Source organism: Corynebacterium phoceense (assembly GCF_900092335.1).
GTDB classification, from domain to species: domain Bacteria; phylum Actinomycetota; class Actinomycetes; order Mycobacteriales; family Mycobacteriaceae; genus Corynebacterium; species Corynebacterium phoceense.
Window position 1 is genome coordinate 126,484 of the sequence record NZ_LT596208.1, and the last position, 15,801, is coordinate 142,284.

11 protein-coding genes and 2 pseudogenes are annotated in these 15,801 nt (G+C 55.8%); 1 reads left to right on the forward strand and 12 read right to left on the reverse strand.

Annotated elements, in window-relative coordinates; translation table 11 throughout:
• Positions 1-82 precede the first annotated feature (82 nt).
• Positions 83-2,914 (reverse strand): non-ribosomal peptide synthetase, encoded by a 2,832-nt coding sequence (locus BN9444_RS04775; RefSeq protein WP_338078342.1) that lies wholly within the window; start codon positions 2,912-2,914, stop codon positions 83-85.
• Between BN9444_RS04775 and BN9444_RS04780 the strand changes: the two genes are divergently transcribed.
• The gene (locus BN9444_RS04780) at positions 2,868-4,175 is read left to right on the forward strand and encodes a purine-cytosine permease family protein (protein ID WP_077210040.1); all 1,308 of its coding nucleotides are present in this window, start codon (positions 2,868-2,870) and stop codon (positions 4,173-4,175) included. The genes BN9444_RS04775 and BN9444_RS04780 overlap by 47 nt on opposite strands.
• 36 nt (positions 4,176-4,211) lie before the next feature.
• Here the strand turns inward: BN9444_RS04780 and BN9444_RS14120 are convergent.
• The 11 genes and pseudogenes from BN9444_RS14120 to BN9444_RS04825 form a co-directional block, all read right to left on the reverse strand.
• A pseudogene (locus BN9444_RS14120) lies at positions 4,212-4,325 on the reverse strand (transposase); the annotation flags it as partial.
• A gap of 439 nt (positions 4,326-4,764) precedes the next feature.
• On the reverse strand, positions 4,765-5,136 hold the full coding sequence (locus BN9444_RS04795; RefSeq protein WP_066512193.1) for a hypothetical protein: 372 nt from the start codon (positions 5,134-5,136) through the stop codon (positions 4,765-4,767).
• Between the two features lie 412 nt (positions 5,137-5,548).
• Positions 5,549-6,493: a coiled-coil domain-containing protein gene (locus BN9444_RS15060; RefSeq protein WP_066512197.1), complete on the reverse strand. Its 945-nt coding sequence runs from the start codon at positions 6,491-6,493 to the stop codon at positions 5,549-5,551.
• A 502-nt stretch (positions 6,494-6,995) separates the two neighbouring features.
• Positions 6,996-7,487, reverse strand: a pseudogene (locus tag BN9444_RS15525) (relaxase/mobilization nuclease domain-containing protein); the annotation flags it as partial.
• The gene (locus BN9444_RS04805) at positions 7,465-7,857 is read right to left on the reverse strand and encodes a plasmid mobilization relaxosome protein MobC (RefSeq protein WP_066512200.1); all 393 of its coding nucleotides are present in this window, start codon (positions 7,855-7,857) and stop codon (positions 7,465-7,467) included. The pseudogene BN9444_RS15525 and the gene BN9444_RS04805, both read right to left, overlap by 23 nt.
• Positions 7,858-8,102: 245 nt before the next feature.
• On the reverse strand, positions 8,103-8,426 hold the full coding sequence (locus BN9444_RS04810) for a hypothetical protein (RefSeq protein ID WP_066512202.1): 324 nt from the start codon (positions 8,424-8,426) through the stop codon (positions 8,103-8,105).
• 2 nt (positions 8,427-8,428) lie between these two features.
• Positions 8,429-8,767 (reverse strand): hypothetical protein, encoded by a 339-nt coding sequence (locus BN9444_RS04815; protein WP_066512205.1) that lies wholly within the window; start codon positions 8,765-8,767, stop codon positions 8,429-8,431.
• 93 nt (positions 8,768-8,860) lie between these two features.
• Positions 8,861-13,090, reverse strand: a complete 4,230-nt coding sequence (locus tag BN9444_RS04820; protein ID WP_066512208.1) for a DNA polymerase — start codon at positions 13,088-13,090, stop codon at positions 8,861-8,863.
• Positions 13,090-13,296: a helix-turn-helix transcriptional regulator gene (locus BN9444_RS13500; RefSeq protein WP_077210043.1), complete on the reverse strand. Its 207-nt coding sequence runs from the start codon at positions 13,294-13,296 to the stop codon at positions 13,090-13,092. The genes BN9444_RS04820 and BN9444_RS13500 overlap by 1 nt, the downstream gene beginning before the upstream one ends.
• A gap of 289 nt (positions 13,297-13,585) precedes the next feature.
• Positions 13,586-13,960 (reverse strand): hypothetical protein, encoded by a 375-nt coding sequence (locus BN9444_RS15065; RefSeq protein ID WP_233423545.1) that lies wholly within the window; start codon positions 13,958-13,960, stop codon positions 13,586-13,588.
• A 26-nt stretch (positions 13,961-13,986) separates the two neighbouring features.
• Complete coding sequence (locus BN9444_RS04825; RefSeq protein WP_066509688.1) at positions 13,987-15,309, reverse strand: ISL3 family transposase; 1,323 nt, start codon at positions 15,307-15,309, stop codon at positions 13,987-13,989.
• Positions 15,310-15,801: the final 492 nt, after the last annotated feature.

Below are 15,801 nucleotides of genomic sequence, written 5' to 3' on the forward strand. Positions count from 1 at the left end.
TTTCAGATTAGGCTGCTTGTGCGTAGCACTGGGTTGGGGGCAAGTGGCTTGTCAGGTGAGTGAAACAGGTGTGGCATGAACTCTAAATTTCGCCTTCTTCTACGTCGCTGCCGACGATGTCGGCGATCAGGTCGGACAATTCTCGGACCGTTGGATGGTTGAATACGTCACGTATGGAGATCTCTACTGACATTTCTCGACGAATCGAGTTAGTAAGCCGCACGGCCGTGAGCGAGTCGGCACCGATGGTGAAGAAGTCATCGTCGATGCTGATCTCCTTGGGCCCGAGGAGTTCTTGCAAGACGGTAATGATACCCGAATCTCGGTGATTACGAGAGCGTTCCCTTGTTTGTGGTTGTTCAAAGGTTTTTCCTTCTAAACTCTTGCGATCAATCTTGCCGTTCCAAGACCGTGGTAGCCCATCAATGCGTGATATCACGCGTGGACGCATATAGGCAGGGAGAGACTCGGCGAGGTGGTTATTGAGTGCTGCCATGTTAAAGCCCTCATGCGTAACAACGTAGAGAACAATGCCATGGTCGTTGACAGCGACGCAATCGCGGAGTTCGTTGAATTTTCGTGCTGTTGACTCGATCTCACCGAGTTCGATGCGGTAGCCGTTGACCTTAACCTGACCGTCCTCGCGCCCCAGGAAGATGATGTGACCAAGGTGATTGTAGAGGGCCTTGTCGCCCGTGCGGTACATTCGTTCGCCGGTGCGGGGGTGGGTGATGAATGATGCTGCGGTCTTCTCTGGGTCCTTCCAGTACCCCATGGCCAGGCCACGTCCGGCAATGTAAAGGTCTCCCGGCACATGCGTGGGTCGGGGGTTCAGGGCCTCATCGAGGATGTACATTCGCTGATTTGCCAGCGGCGTTCCATAGGGAATGCTGGTACGCGAGGCATCATCGACGCCTACCTCGTACCAGTTTGACCATATCGATGCCTCGGTAGCACCCCCAGCAGCGAAAACTGTGCAGTCCCGGAAGAGGGTGCTGACCTGGTAAGCGATATTTACAGGTATCCAATCTCCGCTGAGTAGTGCCGACCGTACGGAGGAACCAATGAGGCTCCGTTCGCGGAGGTGTTCCACGTACATCGAAAAAAGTGCTGGCACAGAGTTCCACAGCGTCACCGAGTGCGTAGTTACGGCATCTGCCCAGCACTGCGGATCACGTTTGTCTGCTGGAGATGGCAACACCAAGGTAGCACCCCGCGCGAACATCCCGAAGATGTCGTATACCGATAGATCGAAGTTTAGCTCTGAAATCCCCAATATCCGGTCGGTCGGAGTCACCCCGAGGCGTTCGTTGACATCGACAATCGTATTGACCGCCGACTCGTGGGTGATGGCTACTCCTTTGGGAGTGCCCGTCGTACCAGACGTGTAGATGACGTACGCAAGCGAGCTGGGTGTCGGACTCGATTCGCTTAAGGCCTGGTCACCTGGCCGATGCCGGGCGACATCGGCCAGAGTGATGACTGTGCAGTGCTCGGCTAACGCAGCGAAATCATCGTCCGGATGGTCCATCGCAACAATGGATGCACCCGCATCGTTGATGATGGAAGTGTTACGCCCCACCGGTTGGTCCACGCTCAGCGGCAAGTAGGCGCATCCGGCCTTCATTGCGCCTAGTACCGCTGCGATCTGTTGTGCGGACTTTTCCATCATGATGCCAACGAGATCACCAGGCGCCGGGTCAGTTGCAGCAATAAGCTGGGCCCACTTATCCGACTGCTCATTGAGTTGCTCGTATGTCCATTGCGTGGTGGCGTCTATCACCGCGAGGTTGTCACCATGCTCGGCAAGTCCCTTCTGATACAGCCCCAGTAGGCTCTTATCCGCTCCGGGGAGTTCCCGGACTGTGTCGTTGATTCGATCTGCGGTGGGCGCGTTGGTCGTCGGAGCTATGGTACTGGTGGGCGCGTTCCAGAGTTCAGGGGACTCTGCGAGGTGCGAGAGAGTGGCTGTAAGGCTGGTGAAAAGCTCCGCCACCATGTCGTCGGGGAAGATCGCCTCGACCGCGTCCATATTCAGCATCAGGCCACCATCGTGTTCATAGACCTGGAGGTCCATCCATACCTGTGGCGTCTGCGATAGGCCATGATCGATTACGCCCAGGTAAGGACTCTGATCTGACTCGGGGTGCTCCACGACGCCCAGGCCACACGTGAAGACCACCGGCATGGTTACCCGAGCACCGCGTTGCTTAGTAAGCATTCGCTGCACCGACACGCCGGAGACACTGCCGTGATCGAGATTGCTGAACATGCGCCTGTGTAGCGCTGCAGCGCGGTCCCGGAACGATGGTGCACACTGGGTATCCACGCTGAGAATAGATAGGCTGGTGAAGTCGCCAACTATGTGGTCAACCTCGGGGGCGAACCGAGTGCGGTCGAACCGGGTCAGGTTGATGCTAAGTCGCGGCTCATCGCTGTACCTCGCTAGGACTTCGGCGTATACCTCGGCTAGGAATACGGCTTCGGTCATCCCCTCCTCACGTACCCGTTGCTTAATCCGGCGCCACTTCGCAGCGTCCACCAGGGCGTGGTGGCGGCAAAACTGCGAGGTATTAGCGCCGTTTGTGTCGGTCACCGGCAACTGCGGTGCAGGATAAATAGTATCCACTGCCGATTCCCAATAGGCTTGGTCACGCTTATGGATGTCGCTGTGTGACAGTTCAATCGTGGCTTCGACATAGTCTTTAAATGAATAGGGGATTGCCGGATTGAGACTGTCTACGCCGTGGTCGTAGGCCTGCTTCCACTCACGGAAAATGTGGAACATGCTCCAGCCGTCGATAAACAAGTTATCGAAACTTAAAAGCAGTCGACCCGCGTCGGGCTCGGCTACGTAGCGTCCGTCGATGTTCGCTATCTGGGTTGGATTTGGGTACGTGCCAACAGGATCGATTGTGGGCGGTCAACTCGCTGGGCAGGGAGGCGCCGAGGGGATGACATTCGGGCAAGCCCTTTTGGCAATCTCAGTAGGCGAGGGCCTCCTTCTTATTCTCACATTCCTGCTCGGTCTCGCGGCAATGCGTACAGGGCTTAACCTTTCCCTGATTTCTCGCATTTCCTACGGCAAGATGGGCATGATTTTGCCAATGCTCATCATGGCGCTTTTGACCCTCGGTTGGTTTGCGTCAATCGTAGGCATGGTTGGTTCAATTTTCGACGTAGCTGTAGGCGATCTCACGGGCATCACAGTTGTTAACGGGTTGTCTCTTGAATACGTGCTTTTGTGCCTGTTCTGGGGCGCTGTGTTTACCTACTCCGCGTGGAGGGGCATCACGGCTATCGAAACGATTTCAGGCTGGGCTGCACCATTTGTTCTCATCGTTGCACTGGTAGCCGCGGTCTTGATGGTTGGTGAATTTGGCGGATTTGATAAGGTAATTGATGAAGCTTCAACCCGTTCGGGCATGTCCCAAGGCACGGGCGTGACAATCATGCTTGGTGCATGGATTGCGGGTGTCATTATGGGTGTAGATATCTTCCGCTACGCCAAGAAGGTGACTCACGTGTTTATCGGAGCTGCAGCCTGTTTTATCTTGACTAATCCTTTGCTCAATATTGTCGGTTATGTCGGTTCAATTTCGACAGGTGACTCGAATTTTATTACCTGGATGGTTACAAAAGGCCTATTCTTAACTATTGTCGGCGTAACGCTGTGGGTCTTGGCTCTGTGGACAACCAACATGTCTGAGTTGTACTGCAATGCCCTCTACGTTGGCCCTGCCGCCGAGAGCGCCGGCCTTCGCCTGCACCGTGGCAAGATCGTTATTTTAGTTGGAATTGTTGGCACCATTCTCGGTTCCCTTGGTTTCTATGAATATTTCTTCTCCGACTTCATCACCATTCTTGGTGCTGCATTCGTTCCACTGGCCGGACCTATCCTTGCTGACTATTACCTACTTCGTCGCGATGAGTACTCGACCGCAGATCCTAACCATATGCCTCCGCTTCGCCTGCCTGCTGTACTTTCATTCATTGTTGGTGCCCTATGCGGGATCGCATTCCAATACTGGTTCGCCCTCCCGCTTGACTTCCCTGCTGGACTTGGCGCGCTGATTGTCACTTTTGTTCTTCACATCATCTTGTCAAAGGCTATGGCATCACGTCCCGAGCAGCAGCAGGTCATCTCGGAGGGTTTCTCCTCGCCAGCTGCGTAGCAAACGCTCTATTTTTATCCTCTAGCCCGCGCAATGCAGCGAGGCACGGTTGATGCCGAGCTCTGCTGATGCTGAGTTCAGTGAGAGCTCCTCGTTGTTCTCATAGAGGGTCACGGCATCACGTTTGAACTCTTCGGAGTACCTGGACATGGTGGTAGATTACCTTTCTTCCCCGCCCGACTGGGCTGGATATCAGGTGTCCACCAAATGGGGGCCAGTTCAAAAACCTCCGGGGGTATTTTTCAAAATTACTAGGGCCCGGGGTGCCAAGGCTATGCGGCATCAGAGCTTTGCCGGTGAGGCGCGGGCATCTTTCATGACGCACTGCCATGTCGCTAACCACTACAGAGTGCACTATGTGAGTTGCTTTGGGTTCGGGCACATCCTGGTCAAGGGCTACATCGAGATCGCCTGATTGCCGAAAGTCCTAGAGCAGGTAGGGGTCGCCGAGGTCGTGGCTGACCCCTACATCGGTCCGTACAGGTTGCATGTCGCTGAAATGATATTCATCCAACTTAGCCCCTGTCTAGCCTAGTGTAGGTTGCCGACCACCTACGGGATCCCCTGGTTCTACAAGTCCAGGCACCTGTTACGGTTCCCAGAAGTGCAAGATCTGACCCCTGCGGATGTCGCCTCGGACCTTGAGGCCGTCGGTTCCCCTTTCGTAACTGCGCAAGATGTCGCGCAGGATGCGCATCACGGTTTCGTAGCTGACGTCGGTAGGCTCCGCGAAGGTATCCGGAAGCTGACACAACACGTCCTCGGGAAGATGATGAAGATAAAGTTTCGATGTTGACGCGACGGCAATTTTGCCCCGATACTTTAGGACCACACTGAAGATGGTGTCCTTGAAACTCGTCTCCTGCTCATCGATCTCGAAGAGATCCAAGAATTCCTCCTGGGTATCCCGGTTATCAAATGCGGTCGGAACCGCAAAAATGTCGTATTCATAATTACACATGTGAAACCTTTCACTTGAGCTAAATAATTACTTGTATAGGCTAATAACGTCCGGCTTATTCGTTTAGTTCCCGAGCTTCTGACCTATGCAGTGGGGCCTGGCCACCGGATAGTGGGCACACTGAAACCAGTATTTCGCTGGCGGAAGGAGGAACCTTTCCGCCATGCCACGCAAGACCTACACCGAGTAGTTCGGTGTCACCCAGTAGGTGGGGTCGATTGGGGTGAATGCGGACAGCCCGTTGGAGGGGTCGCTTAACGCATCACTGAAGCGGGAAGTCCTTCAGGATGAGTCTGTTTTCCCACGTCAGCTGGTGAGCCGCTAGACCAGCGACCCTGACTATCGCACCTTGGTGAATCCCCCGTGTCCACTTTCCGGAGTTCAGTCCCCTAAGGGGTTTGTTCTTCTCCAGCTAATCGTCTCTGGTCAGTTTCAAGGCAAGGTAGAACATAGGACCGACGATGAGGCCAATGACTGTCATTGTGACAGTTAGCCACCCTATCGTCGAGTACCATGTCTCAGCATCAGCGACGTGACCCCAAAGTGCCCCCAGGCCGTCAGGGAAACCGAGGTACGTCATAACGCCTACGCCAAGACCGCCAATGGCCACGAATCCCACACTTGCCATAAGGGCTGCTAGGACAGACCAGAGCGCGAACCTTTTGGTGTTATCTATCCGATCAGTGTCTTTCTGTATGGCTTCGGCCAACTTCTGTCGCTCTGCGCTCACCTTCTCCAGCTCTCTCGAGAGTCGGGCACTCTCCTTCTCCAATCGTGAAACGGCTGCGTTGACCGTACTGTCGAGGTCGGTCTGGACCCGCTCGAACGACTCGTTAACCACGGGCCTAATACCGGAACTCAGGCAAGCCGTTAACTGCCTGGTTAAGCCGCGCGAGACGCTCATGGCGCTTTCGTCGCTGAGCCTCACTGGGTGTTTCGCGACTTCGATTGTTGCTCGGTACATCTTCGCCAGATCGAGCAGTGTTTTCTGAATGTTCCGCATAGCCGGACCCATATCTGTCAGCATGTTGACCAGGCTGCTGATGGTTTCTGCGACTGCTTTCTGCGTTTGGTCGTACTCCTTTGTGCCGACCGTTGTCCGAGCGAGCTTCTTCAGCTGCTTGTTGAGCTTCTGCTGCTGCTCGGACAATGTGTTCAGTTCCCCCTCCGAGGCCGCGATGCTCGAAATCCTGCTCTCCAGTGCGTCCATCGCTTTGAGTGCGGTGGCCATCTTCGCTGAGTCCTTCGTGCGCTGCTCCTGCATAGTCTCCAGGGCTTCCAGGACGGGGTCGAGGCTCTCTTCGAGGTACGTCTCCAGGGCCTGCTGTTGTTGTCCGGTAAGCGCTTGTTTGATCACTGTCTTCCTCGCTTTCTTTTAGTTTCTTCAGTCGTTCAATTCGCGTCTGGCGCGCCAGTGCTGCCGCCAGTTGTGCCTGTGCCTCCGCGATACGGTCGCGCAGGCCGTTGGTGGTGTAGCCAGGCCCAAATTTCGAGCCAGCGTCTGCCGCTTTCCGCCTGCGACTACGACCCTTAGGCGTGCGTGTCGTGTAGACCGCTTCCTCGCCGTCGTCACCGATCAAGCCGATGCTGAGATCGCCGTCTGTTGACCTCAACGAGAGGTTGTACTCGGCGGCGATCTCGTGGGCCTTCTGTAGTCCATCTGGGGCGGTGAGGACCCGCTCGTCACTCACAAGCGCATCAACGCGTTTACGCAAGAAATCCGCCCAGGTTTCACCTGTCAGTTCGTCGATCTCCAGACCAGTTGAGTCGACGCTCTTGCCATCTCGGAGTGCCAGTCGCTCGGCACGTCGGAGCTTGACAAAGCCCTTCGGTTGCAAAGTTCTCATGCCCCAGTCACGCATGACGGAATCGTTAATAGCTTTGACCGCGTGCCAGTTGCTCGTACGCCTAGGCGCTGCCTTTCCAGTATTCAGGTCGTGGTTGAGCAAGATGATGTGATTATGGACGCATCGTGACTTGCCGTCAGTGTGGGTGGCGATGACGTACGGTGTGCCGGGAGCTAACCTCTGCGCAAGGTCCGCGCCCATGGCATTGGCCTTCTGCACGTCGGTGGAATTGTCCCCGTCGAGTTCGTCACGCGACCAGGATTGAACCAGCGTAATGGCCTGGTTGCTGCGACTGCCGTAGCGACCCATAATCTCGCGTCCGGATTCGATGAACTCGAGCCCGGCCCAGCGCCCGCCGCTGTCGTTTTTCATTTCTTCGCCGCAGACGACGGTCAGCGCTGCCGCACGGACCCGGCCAGCTTTCGCATTCGCTCGTGTGCCGTAGACCGCGTAGACGACGGGCGAGGAGAGACTCTTTGACCTATCGACTGTTGTGACGGACATATCGGCCCACCGCCTCTTTGAGTCGCCGCAAATCCTCCTGTGCAAGGCGAATGATGCCCATCAACTCCGCATCACCGGACGTGTGTGCGAGACGCGAGAGCTGATTGATGTTTACACCGATGCTGTTGATCTCTTTCCAGAGCCGCCTTACATCGTTTTGGAAATCCTCGGGAGGGTCGTTCATTCGTTCAGCCCACCCACGTGGTAGGCGGTCGGAAAGGGTATATATCGCCCCCCGCATGACCTCAGCAGGAGTCAGGTTCGTTCGCTTGGCGACCTCACTGACAACTTCCCACTGCTCAGCGTTGAGACGCAGCGTTAACCGCTTACTTACCGGGCCATCTAACTTCAATTTTTTCGTATCCTTCATCTTTTATTACTTTGTGTTACGTAGATCTCCCAACTCGCTTACGCGAGTTGGGAGATAGCCCTTATTTCTCGCACGCTTCGCGCTACCTCCGTCTCACGGATTACTGCGTATTCCGTGAGCACTGGTGGTAGTCGAAGTCGGCTCCAAAGAAGGGCGGCCAGCATCGCCCTGAGCACCTCCGGCGCTCACCCGGCTGGCACCGGGCCTTCGGGGGACGGCTGGCAAGGGGAGGACCCCTTGACCCCCTAATCTGACCAGCCGACAGGCTGGTCAGAATCTCCCGCTGGTCGCACCGCTCCCACCGGCTCTGCTTCGCCACGTGGGGCATCGGATGTGGTCTTTCCAACCACCTCCAGCCCCAGTGCGGCGAGCAACTCCGCAACCGTCCGGTCGCGGTATGTCGCCCACTCGGAAGCAGGTTTCTCGGCGGCGTCGGCGAGTACTCGGCCAAGCTCCATCTGGAGCTTGTCCTGCTGTTCCTTCTCACGCCGTTTGGCTTCCTCGCGAGCGCGCTTCTCAACCTCGATTCGCTCCAGAGCGATCTCGATCTTCGTTTTCTTCGTGGCCATGCTTAGAACTCCACCTCAACATCGTTACGGCTCTTTAACGGTGACCTCTGCGAGGTCACCGTCCGGGACACCATCGCCTGCTTGAGGCGACGGTTATTGGTTTTCTGGCGCGACCTCTGAGAGACTTTGATGATGTCCTTGGCGGCGCTTTGGACATCACGTTCGGCTGAAGCAGCGGGCGCTCCTTCAGCCACCTCGCGCATGTCGTTCTCGGCTTGCGTGGCCTTTGTGGCCAGCCGCTGCCAGTCAGCGCCGAGCACACCAGCTGTCTCGGGTGTTAGTGGTTGCTTTGTTCGCGCGCCAGTCACGCTTTCTGTCGCTGTTGAAGTCAGGTTGCCCATGACGGTTTACTCCTTAGTTCAAAGTTGTTTTCGGAATGTTGCGCGGGACTCCTGAGGCGGTCCACGTGTGCGCCGTTTCGTGCTCATCTTCGGTCAGTCCTTACAGCCAGCCCAGGACTCAGCAGGGCCTGCGAAGTCTGACAAGACAGGTACTTCTACGCCGTCCTTGCCGGGCAGCGTGACAGCGTTGAAGGCAGCCATAACTGTCTGCGTGATCTCGTCAGCACGGTCACGCGGGACCGACAACACAATCTCGTCGTGGACGAAGATGCGGACCATCTCCAAGACCTCCTGCGGGAGGTTCATTACACCTTCGAGGAACACGTCTCGGGCCGTCCCCTGGCCGTAGGCGGCAGGGGCTTGGGTGTACGCCGAGCCACGGCTGACAGCCACACGGCGGCCGAACCCCGTGGCAACCCAACCAAGTGCCTCGGCGTGCTTTCGTAGGTGTTCTTTCAAGTGTTCAAGCCCCGGAAACTCGAAACGCAGACGATCTAGCTGCTTCTGTGCCTCCATCACAGGGATATCGGCGTACGCGGCAAAACCTTGCGCGCCCATGCCGTAGTTCATGGCATGGGCTAGCTTCTTCGCATCAGGCCTGCGAGACGCATCGTCGAAGACGCGAATAGCCATCTCGGTGTGGGCGTCGCGACCGGGAGCAAACAGCGCAGCATAGGCAGGATCGCCGCTCCCTGCTGCCAGGCATCGCGCGTCAATCTGCGAGAGATCTACAGAGATCAACACCTCGCCTGCGTTGTCCGGGAGGATCATCTCGCGCTGGTGGATGAGTCGCTCATTACGCTTGCCAAAAACCGCCATGGCGGGTTTCGTGGTACTGAGACGGCCTGTGACTTGTTCTGCCCGGATACTCGGATACACCCTATCTCCGTGAAGGTTTTCCATGACCGTCGAGGCCGGTGTGGAAGACCTAAGCAGTTTCTCCATCTTGGCTGCCAGCTCGACGATCTCGGGCACGTTTGCGTGCTGTTCGGCAAGCTGGCTAAACGCCTTCGCGCTGATACTGATCTCATCCGTGTCCGTGAGTAGCGCAGCAACGCCGAAACTATCTAGATAGTCCGAGATAGCCTGTTTGCCTTCCTTGGTCATCCAAGGCTCTTTCCCCTTATTGGGGATACCGACCACATCGACAAGCCAGGTGCGAATCTCAGATTTGACGGCTGCCTCTTCTGCCAAGGCCTCTTTGACCTTGACCATGTCCACTCGAACGCCGTGAGACTCCACAACACTGAGGGCGTGCATCTTCTCGTGTTCACGCTGCAGATACTCTGCGCTGACAGCTTCCAAGGCAGCAGGCAGCATTTTCTCGTAGACAGCGGAGGTTGAGCGTACGTCCTGTAGTGCGTAAGCAACGTACTCGGCGTTATCCACGGGAATCTTGTCAAACCCACCGAACCGTTCCTCCAGGGCCTCAAGAGCCGTCTTACCGTCGTCCAGCAACTTGCCGTCCACACCACAGCGCTTAGCTACGGCATTGAGCTTGTATTTGAGGCTGCGGTCCCCACCTGCAGCCAGCTGGGAGAGGACCATCGTGTCATGCACCTTGCCAGCGTCGATGAGCGCCTTGTCATCGAGGCCATAGAGCCGTCGCAGTGCAGCCAGGTCAAACTGCACAACGTTGTGACCAACGATGGTGTCGGCAGTCTCCAGCAGCGGAATAAGTTCACCAGCGATGTCGGTGGTGGTCACAGGCTCAGCACCGTTGATCGAGTAAGCAGCAAGACGCACGAATCCTGGATCATCTGTGACCTGCACAACACCTGCGTCACCCGTTTCAAGGTCGAACACGACGGTTGTACTGTCGGCGGGTGCTGAGGGTACTGCCTGCCCGTCTGCTGTTTCTGCAGGTGTTGGTGTTGGTCCCGGTGTCGGCGGAGGAGTACCACCGCTGCCACCGTCACCACCGTTACCGCCATTGCTATCGTCACCGTCGTCATCGTCAGGATCGACACGTACGACCTGGAACCGCTTCGTATGGTTAACCATCCCAGCGCTTCGCATGACGTAACCATCGAAGGGCCTGTCTTGGAAACGGGTGTACATACGTCCAAGGCGCTGGGCCGTGGCGTTATCAATTGTCCAAAGCCCAGAAGGCAAAGGAACAAACTGACCGCCGACGTTGCGCGCTTCAATAGCCTTCTGCGCGTCGAAAGCACGGAATGGCTTGCCGTCGAAAACCTCGTCTAGCCACGCGATATGGGCAAGATCTTCCAGCTCGCTGTCGTCCGACTCCTTGCGCCACTCGCGCACACCCTCCATGAGGTCACTACGACCTGCGAAGGCGAGAATGCCACCTACGGTTAAATACCACTCTTCAAAACTACCTACGTCATATCCAGAAGGAGGTGCGGGTTTACCGGCAACAACCCAGGCACGGATCATCGTGTGAGCAGCCTCAAGAAGCCTTTTTCGATTCTGGAATACCCATTCTTTGAGGTTTGGATGCTTAAAATCATCACGTGCCTCAGGGTTGACTAAATCCGAATGTAAAATAATAGGAATGGTACGGCGCGACATGTCTTTTCGGGCTGCAACCTTCTTGCCAATAGCAAACACACACGCACTGTTCGGTACTGACTTGTGTTCAGACTTGCCGAGGATGCGACCAGAGTAGACCTCGGCGGTGATCATCGAAGCCAACGCTTCGCTCTCCAGCCCCCCACTAGCCTCATCGAACATTAACGTGGTGCGGCCGGACAAAAGCGCAGAATACAGCACCTTTTCCATCTCTTCTTCGCTGACGGGAATCTTTTGAAACTGTGCAACCCGACCCGTCGCAATAATGCTGGCAACGTGCAGACATAGGTTTTTGCCAGTACCCTGGTTATTTGCCGAGATGAGGCCCAAGGGGGCCGTTGAACACACAGACCTTGTAAGCAATGTAAGAGGCATGGACACCGCGCGGGTGAGATCGGCCTCTGAAGCAAACGGGAAGTCACAGAACGGCTCCAACAGCGTCTCCAGCGCTTCCAGAGCATCGTCAGCGGTAGGAGCGTCAGGTACGTGGAAGCCTTCGAGATCGTCTGAAAGATCCAAGAACTTACGCGTCTCAGCGTTGTAGCCAGACTCACAGACAACATTTCCACTCTCCGAGAGGATAGGGGCTTCGGCAATACCCTCAATGGAGGGATACTTCGACACACGATTCTTGTTAAAAATCACAGCGGCCTCAGTCATGCCGAGTGGCCTGACCACTACTTTCTTAGCCATGTGTTGTTCGACCTGAATCGTCTGCGCAGCAAGGTCAATAGCATAGGGAAGATCAACGGTGTCAAGGCTCTTACGTCCGTCTCGTTTCTCCAAGGCCATGAGCTTGTCGTTGGTACGAAACAGTCTCGTACCTGCGTATTTGTCGTAAACGGCCTTATCCACGGTGTCGTAGAAGACCGACGGCTCAAGATCAGAGTTGACGGATGGCTTCATACTGCCCGCCTGCGGAGTTGATGCAGTTTGCGAGGGTGCCTGAGTCATCGAGGGCCGCTTCTGACAGGGCTTATCGCCTGCCTGCTTAATCCACAGCTCAAGCATCGTCTCGCGACGATCCGCGGGGATATTACCGAGCACGTCATCGATGCCTTGCTTGCCGCCGCCAGGAACATTTACAAAACGAACGGGGGTCGCACCCCACCGGCGGCACAGTGTGCCAAGTCCCTGGGCACCGTCATAGACCAGACGGTTTGCTGCAGCATCAGCGTCTGCGATGATGTAGGTGGGCAGGCCACCAACAAGTTGGAATGCGGGGGAAGGGCCAGCGTCACCACCCTGCCAGGACGTAATGCCGGGCAGAGCGTACACAGCAGTGTCATCGTCAGTGATCGACATCACGGCCAGGGGTTGTTTCGTACCCTCAACCAGCAGCACACGGCGTGTGCCAGCATGGACTGCGCGCCGCTCGATCAGCGAAGGTACGGGATGGCCGGAGTCCTTCGAAGGACCGATGTACTTGGGTGCACGACCATCTGCCAGTACTACAGTGCCGGGCTGAGGTTTTACCTGCCAGGTCGTTCCTTTATCTGCTTCTTGAAGTTCATAGACCAGGAATGGGGCTGCGTCTGGGAACCTGCCGATCCACTGCAGCGGCTCGGGTAGATCCTCAGTGGCATAAGCCGTGTATGCACCACAGCTTGCGATGACCTCATCAGAGATACCAGAGGCACGCAGCTCAGCGAGGTGCTCATCCGACAGGGAATCTAACTCTAAACCTTTACTTGAGGTTGATGGTTTAGTGTCAACGGTAGTAATATCGGTGTTAGTGGTTTTGGTGCCCTCATCAGCGGTGATGGGGGCGCTTTCTTTTGTCTCCATTAGGCTGCACCCCCGATCGTGGGTTGTGCGTTGAGCCAAGCATCAAGATATTTGACGCGATAGAGGATTTGTCTACCAGATTTAATGTAGCGGGGACCGCGTCCCTCGGCACGCCAGTTTGCAAGAGTGCCGCGCGACAAACCAAGCATTTCAGCAGCGGCTGTCGGCTTAACAGAAAGACGGGGAATATCTACATGGGTACTCACGATTAAGTGTCTCCAGACATGAAAAATTCACCCCAGCCTGCGCAGTTTGCGCTTAGGAGCTATTTCATGTCCGGTTCTAATCCGTGATTCCACTTTCATTTTCGAGGACCGATAAATAGGGGTAGGACCGATAAATGGGACCTCGCTGGCGACACCCGGAAGGCTAACAACCACCCTATCCCATTGCGGGCCATTTGACAAGGGGTAGCAGTCTGGGTTGAGGCAGGCGTAAATGCACCCCCTAGCGCATGTTCGTCGCGTAGTTCTGCATCGTTTCGTTGCTTGAGGCTCAAATAATAAAAAAGGACGAAACGCTTGACCGGTGGTTTTGTAAAACTACGAAAATCAAAAATGCGAAACAAGCTACAGGGCTGCGACCTGTGTGGATCGGCATGATCGCGGTGGTGTTTCGTAATTCAGCCACTTTTCGGTCCAACTCTTTCAAAGTAGAGAAGCATAGACGTTGTGAGTGACGTGGCTTGCGTATGGCAGATGTCGAAACGGGGGCAGGGAAATAAGGGGGATAAGGGGTAGGATTCAGCGCCTGCCGTGTGGAAATTTCAAAAAACACATTAGTTGGTAAATACCAATGAGTGTGTTTTTTCATTTTCTCTAGAGTTAGGGTGAAACAAGCCCCGTATCCCCCCGGATTCCCTAATTTCATGACGGGTATTATGGGCTCTTCCGGTTTTAGAGTGCATTGATTTTGTGTCGGATGTTGGCGGCGTGAATCAGGCACCGCAATATGTAGTGGTCGAGGTTGCGGAATCCCAGGGCGATGCCGCGTAGGAATTCCAACCGACCGTTAATCGCTTCGACAGGTCCGTTGGATACTCCGTGGTCGAAGTAGGCGAGGATGTCCTTGCGGCGTTTGTTCATGGTCCTGCCTAGCTGCGCGATCTCAGCGATCCCGGCGTCTTTGATGTCAACAAGCGTGTCAATGAGCGTGCTCATGGCTTTCTTGGCTGCTTGCTTGTTGGGATTGTTGTAGCAGCTTATGACTTGTTGGTAGTAGGTCCAGGTCTCTTGTAGCGGCGCGTAGTCGTCGTCGAAGTCAAACAGTTCCTCAAGCCTCCCGCGCTGCTTGTCGGTGAGCAAGCCCTCGGTGGTCAACAGAGTTTTCCGGTTGCGGTAGAGCGGGTCTTTGCTGCGGCCACGTCGGCCTGTTGTTTCTAACTGGAGCCTGGCGCGGCACTTGGTGAGCTTGTCACCGGCCAGGCGTACAACGTGGAACGGGTCCATGACTTGGGTGGCGTTGGGAATGACTTCGCCAGCGGCGGTGGCATAGCCTTGGAAGCCGTCCATGCTGATGATCTTGACCTGATCGCGGAACTGCTCGCTGTGATTATTCAGCCATGTTCGTAACGCGTCAGCGCTTCTGCCTGGGACAACGTCAAGAAGCCGAGCGGGGCGGATGACGTTTCCATCCTTGTCGTGGTGGTCGGTCATATCAACGATGACGGTGACGTATCCGTCGCGCCATGTGCGTCGGTTGTGCGACCAGCGATGCTCATCAACACCGATGACCTTGACCCCGTCGAGGTAGTGCTCGTCGTTGTAGATCAAGTCCTGGACAGCGGCTAAGGCCAAGGCGTTGGTGGTATCCCACCCCAGGCCTAATGACTTGGCTGCAGCGGCAACGCTCATCCGATCTAGGCAGAGTCGTTGCAGTATCCAGCGGGTCACCCTGTCCGTGGTCTTTGAATTGTCGGGCGCGCAGGTAAGGCCCGCGCGGAAGATCTTCTGCAAGCAGCGCTTGTTGGTGCACCGGTAGCGTGGAAGGCGCACATGAAGGCGTGTTGGGTGGCCGACGATGGGCAGATCGACCAGGCTGCGGATGACGTGGTCGCGGAATACTCCAGGCTGACCGCACGTGGGGCATTCATTGATGGGCTCGACGGGCTCGGCTTCGATGACGGTGACATCGCCGTGTTCTGCGGCCCCGGTGATAGTAACTCCTAGTTCTGCGGTGCGGCAGATGGTATCGACGATGACATTTCCGTTAGGCTGCACAGTAGGTCCTTGGTTTGTACGGATGGATTAGACACCCTTATTCCTACAAAGCCAAGGACCCCAATATCTTGTGCCACGCCCGAACCCCCGGCGAACTAATCAATGCACTCTAAAACCGGAAGAGCCGTATTATGGTTCCGAGGCGCTCTTGGTGGCACAGGTCATGCAAAGGTGCTCGCTATGGGGGTTGACGTGGAGGCTGGTCAATGTGTGGCATAACACACAAACAGTGCAAGGTGTCTTACTTCGATTAGAGGCCCGTCAACGGGTGAGAAATAGTGAAACACAATGCATGTCCGCTGTTCGAGCTATGTTTTCGCGTTTCGTAAATTGCTTCTTTTCGCTATATGTATATCGCTGCCTCGCGTCCTCGTTCGGCTGCCGTGTGTGCTTCGTGGTTTCAATGTTAGTGCCTCCACTGTTGCGTGTAATGGGGTTTTCTCTTGAGCGGTGTGGTAGAACACTGCTAATCGACGGCTGTGAACCATTTTC

Coding starts and splice junctions, on each gene's coding strand:
- BN9444_RS04815 (WP_066512205.1), bottom strand. CDS start 8,767: ATGGGCAACCTGACTTCAACAGCGACAGAAAGCGTGACTGGCGCGCGA.
- BN9444_RS04810 (WP_066512202.1), bottom strand. CDS start 8,426: ATGGCCACGAAGAAAACGAAGATCGAGATCGCTCTGGAGCGAATCGAG.
- BN9444_RS04795 (WP_066512193.1), bottom strand. CDS start 5,136: ATGTGTAATTATGAATACGACATTTTTGCGGTTCCGACCGCATTTGAT.
- BN9444_RS04780 (WP_077210040.1), top strand. CDS start 2,868: ATGTTCGCTATCTGGGTTGGATTTGGGTACGTGCCAACAGGATCGATT.
- BN9444_RS04805 (WP_066512200.1), bottom strand. CDS start 7,857: ATGAAGGATACGAAAAAATTGAAGTTAGATGGCCCGGTAAGTAAGCGG.
- BN9444_RS04820 (WP_066512208.1), bottom strand. CDS start 13,090: ATGGAGACAAAAGAAAGCGCCCCCATCACCGCTGATGAGGGCACCAAA.
- BN9444_RS15065 (WP_233423545.1), bottom strand. CDS start 13,960: ATGAAATTAGGGAATCCGGGGGGATACGGGGCTTGTTTCACCCTAACT.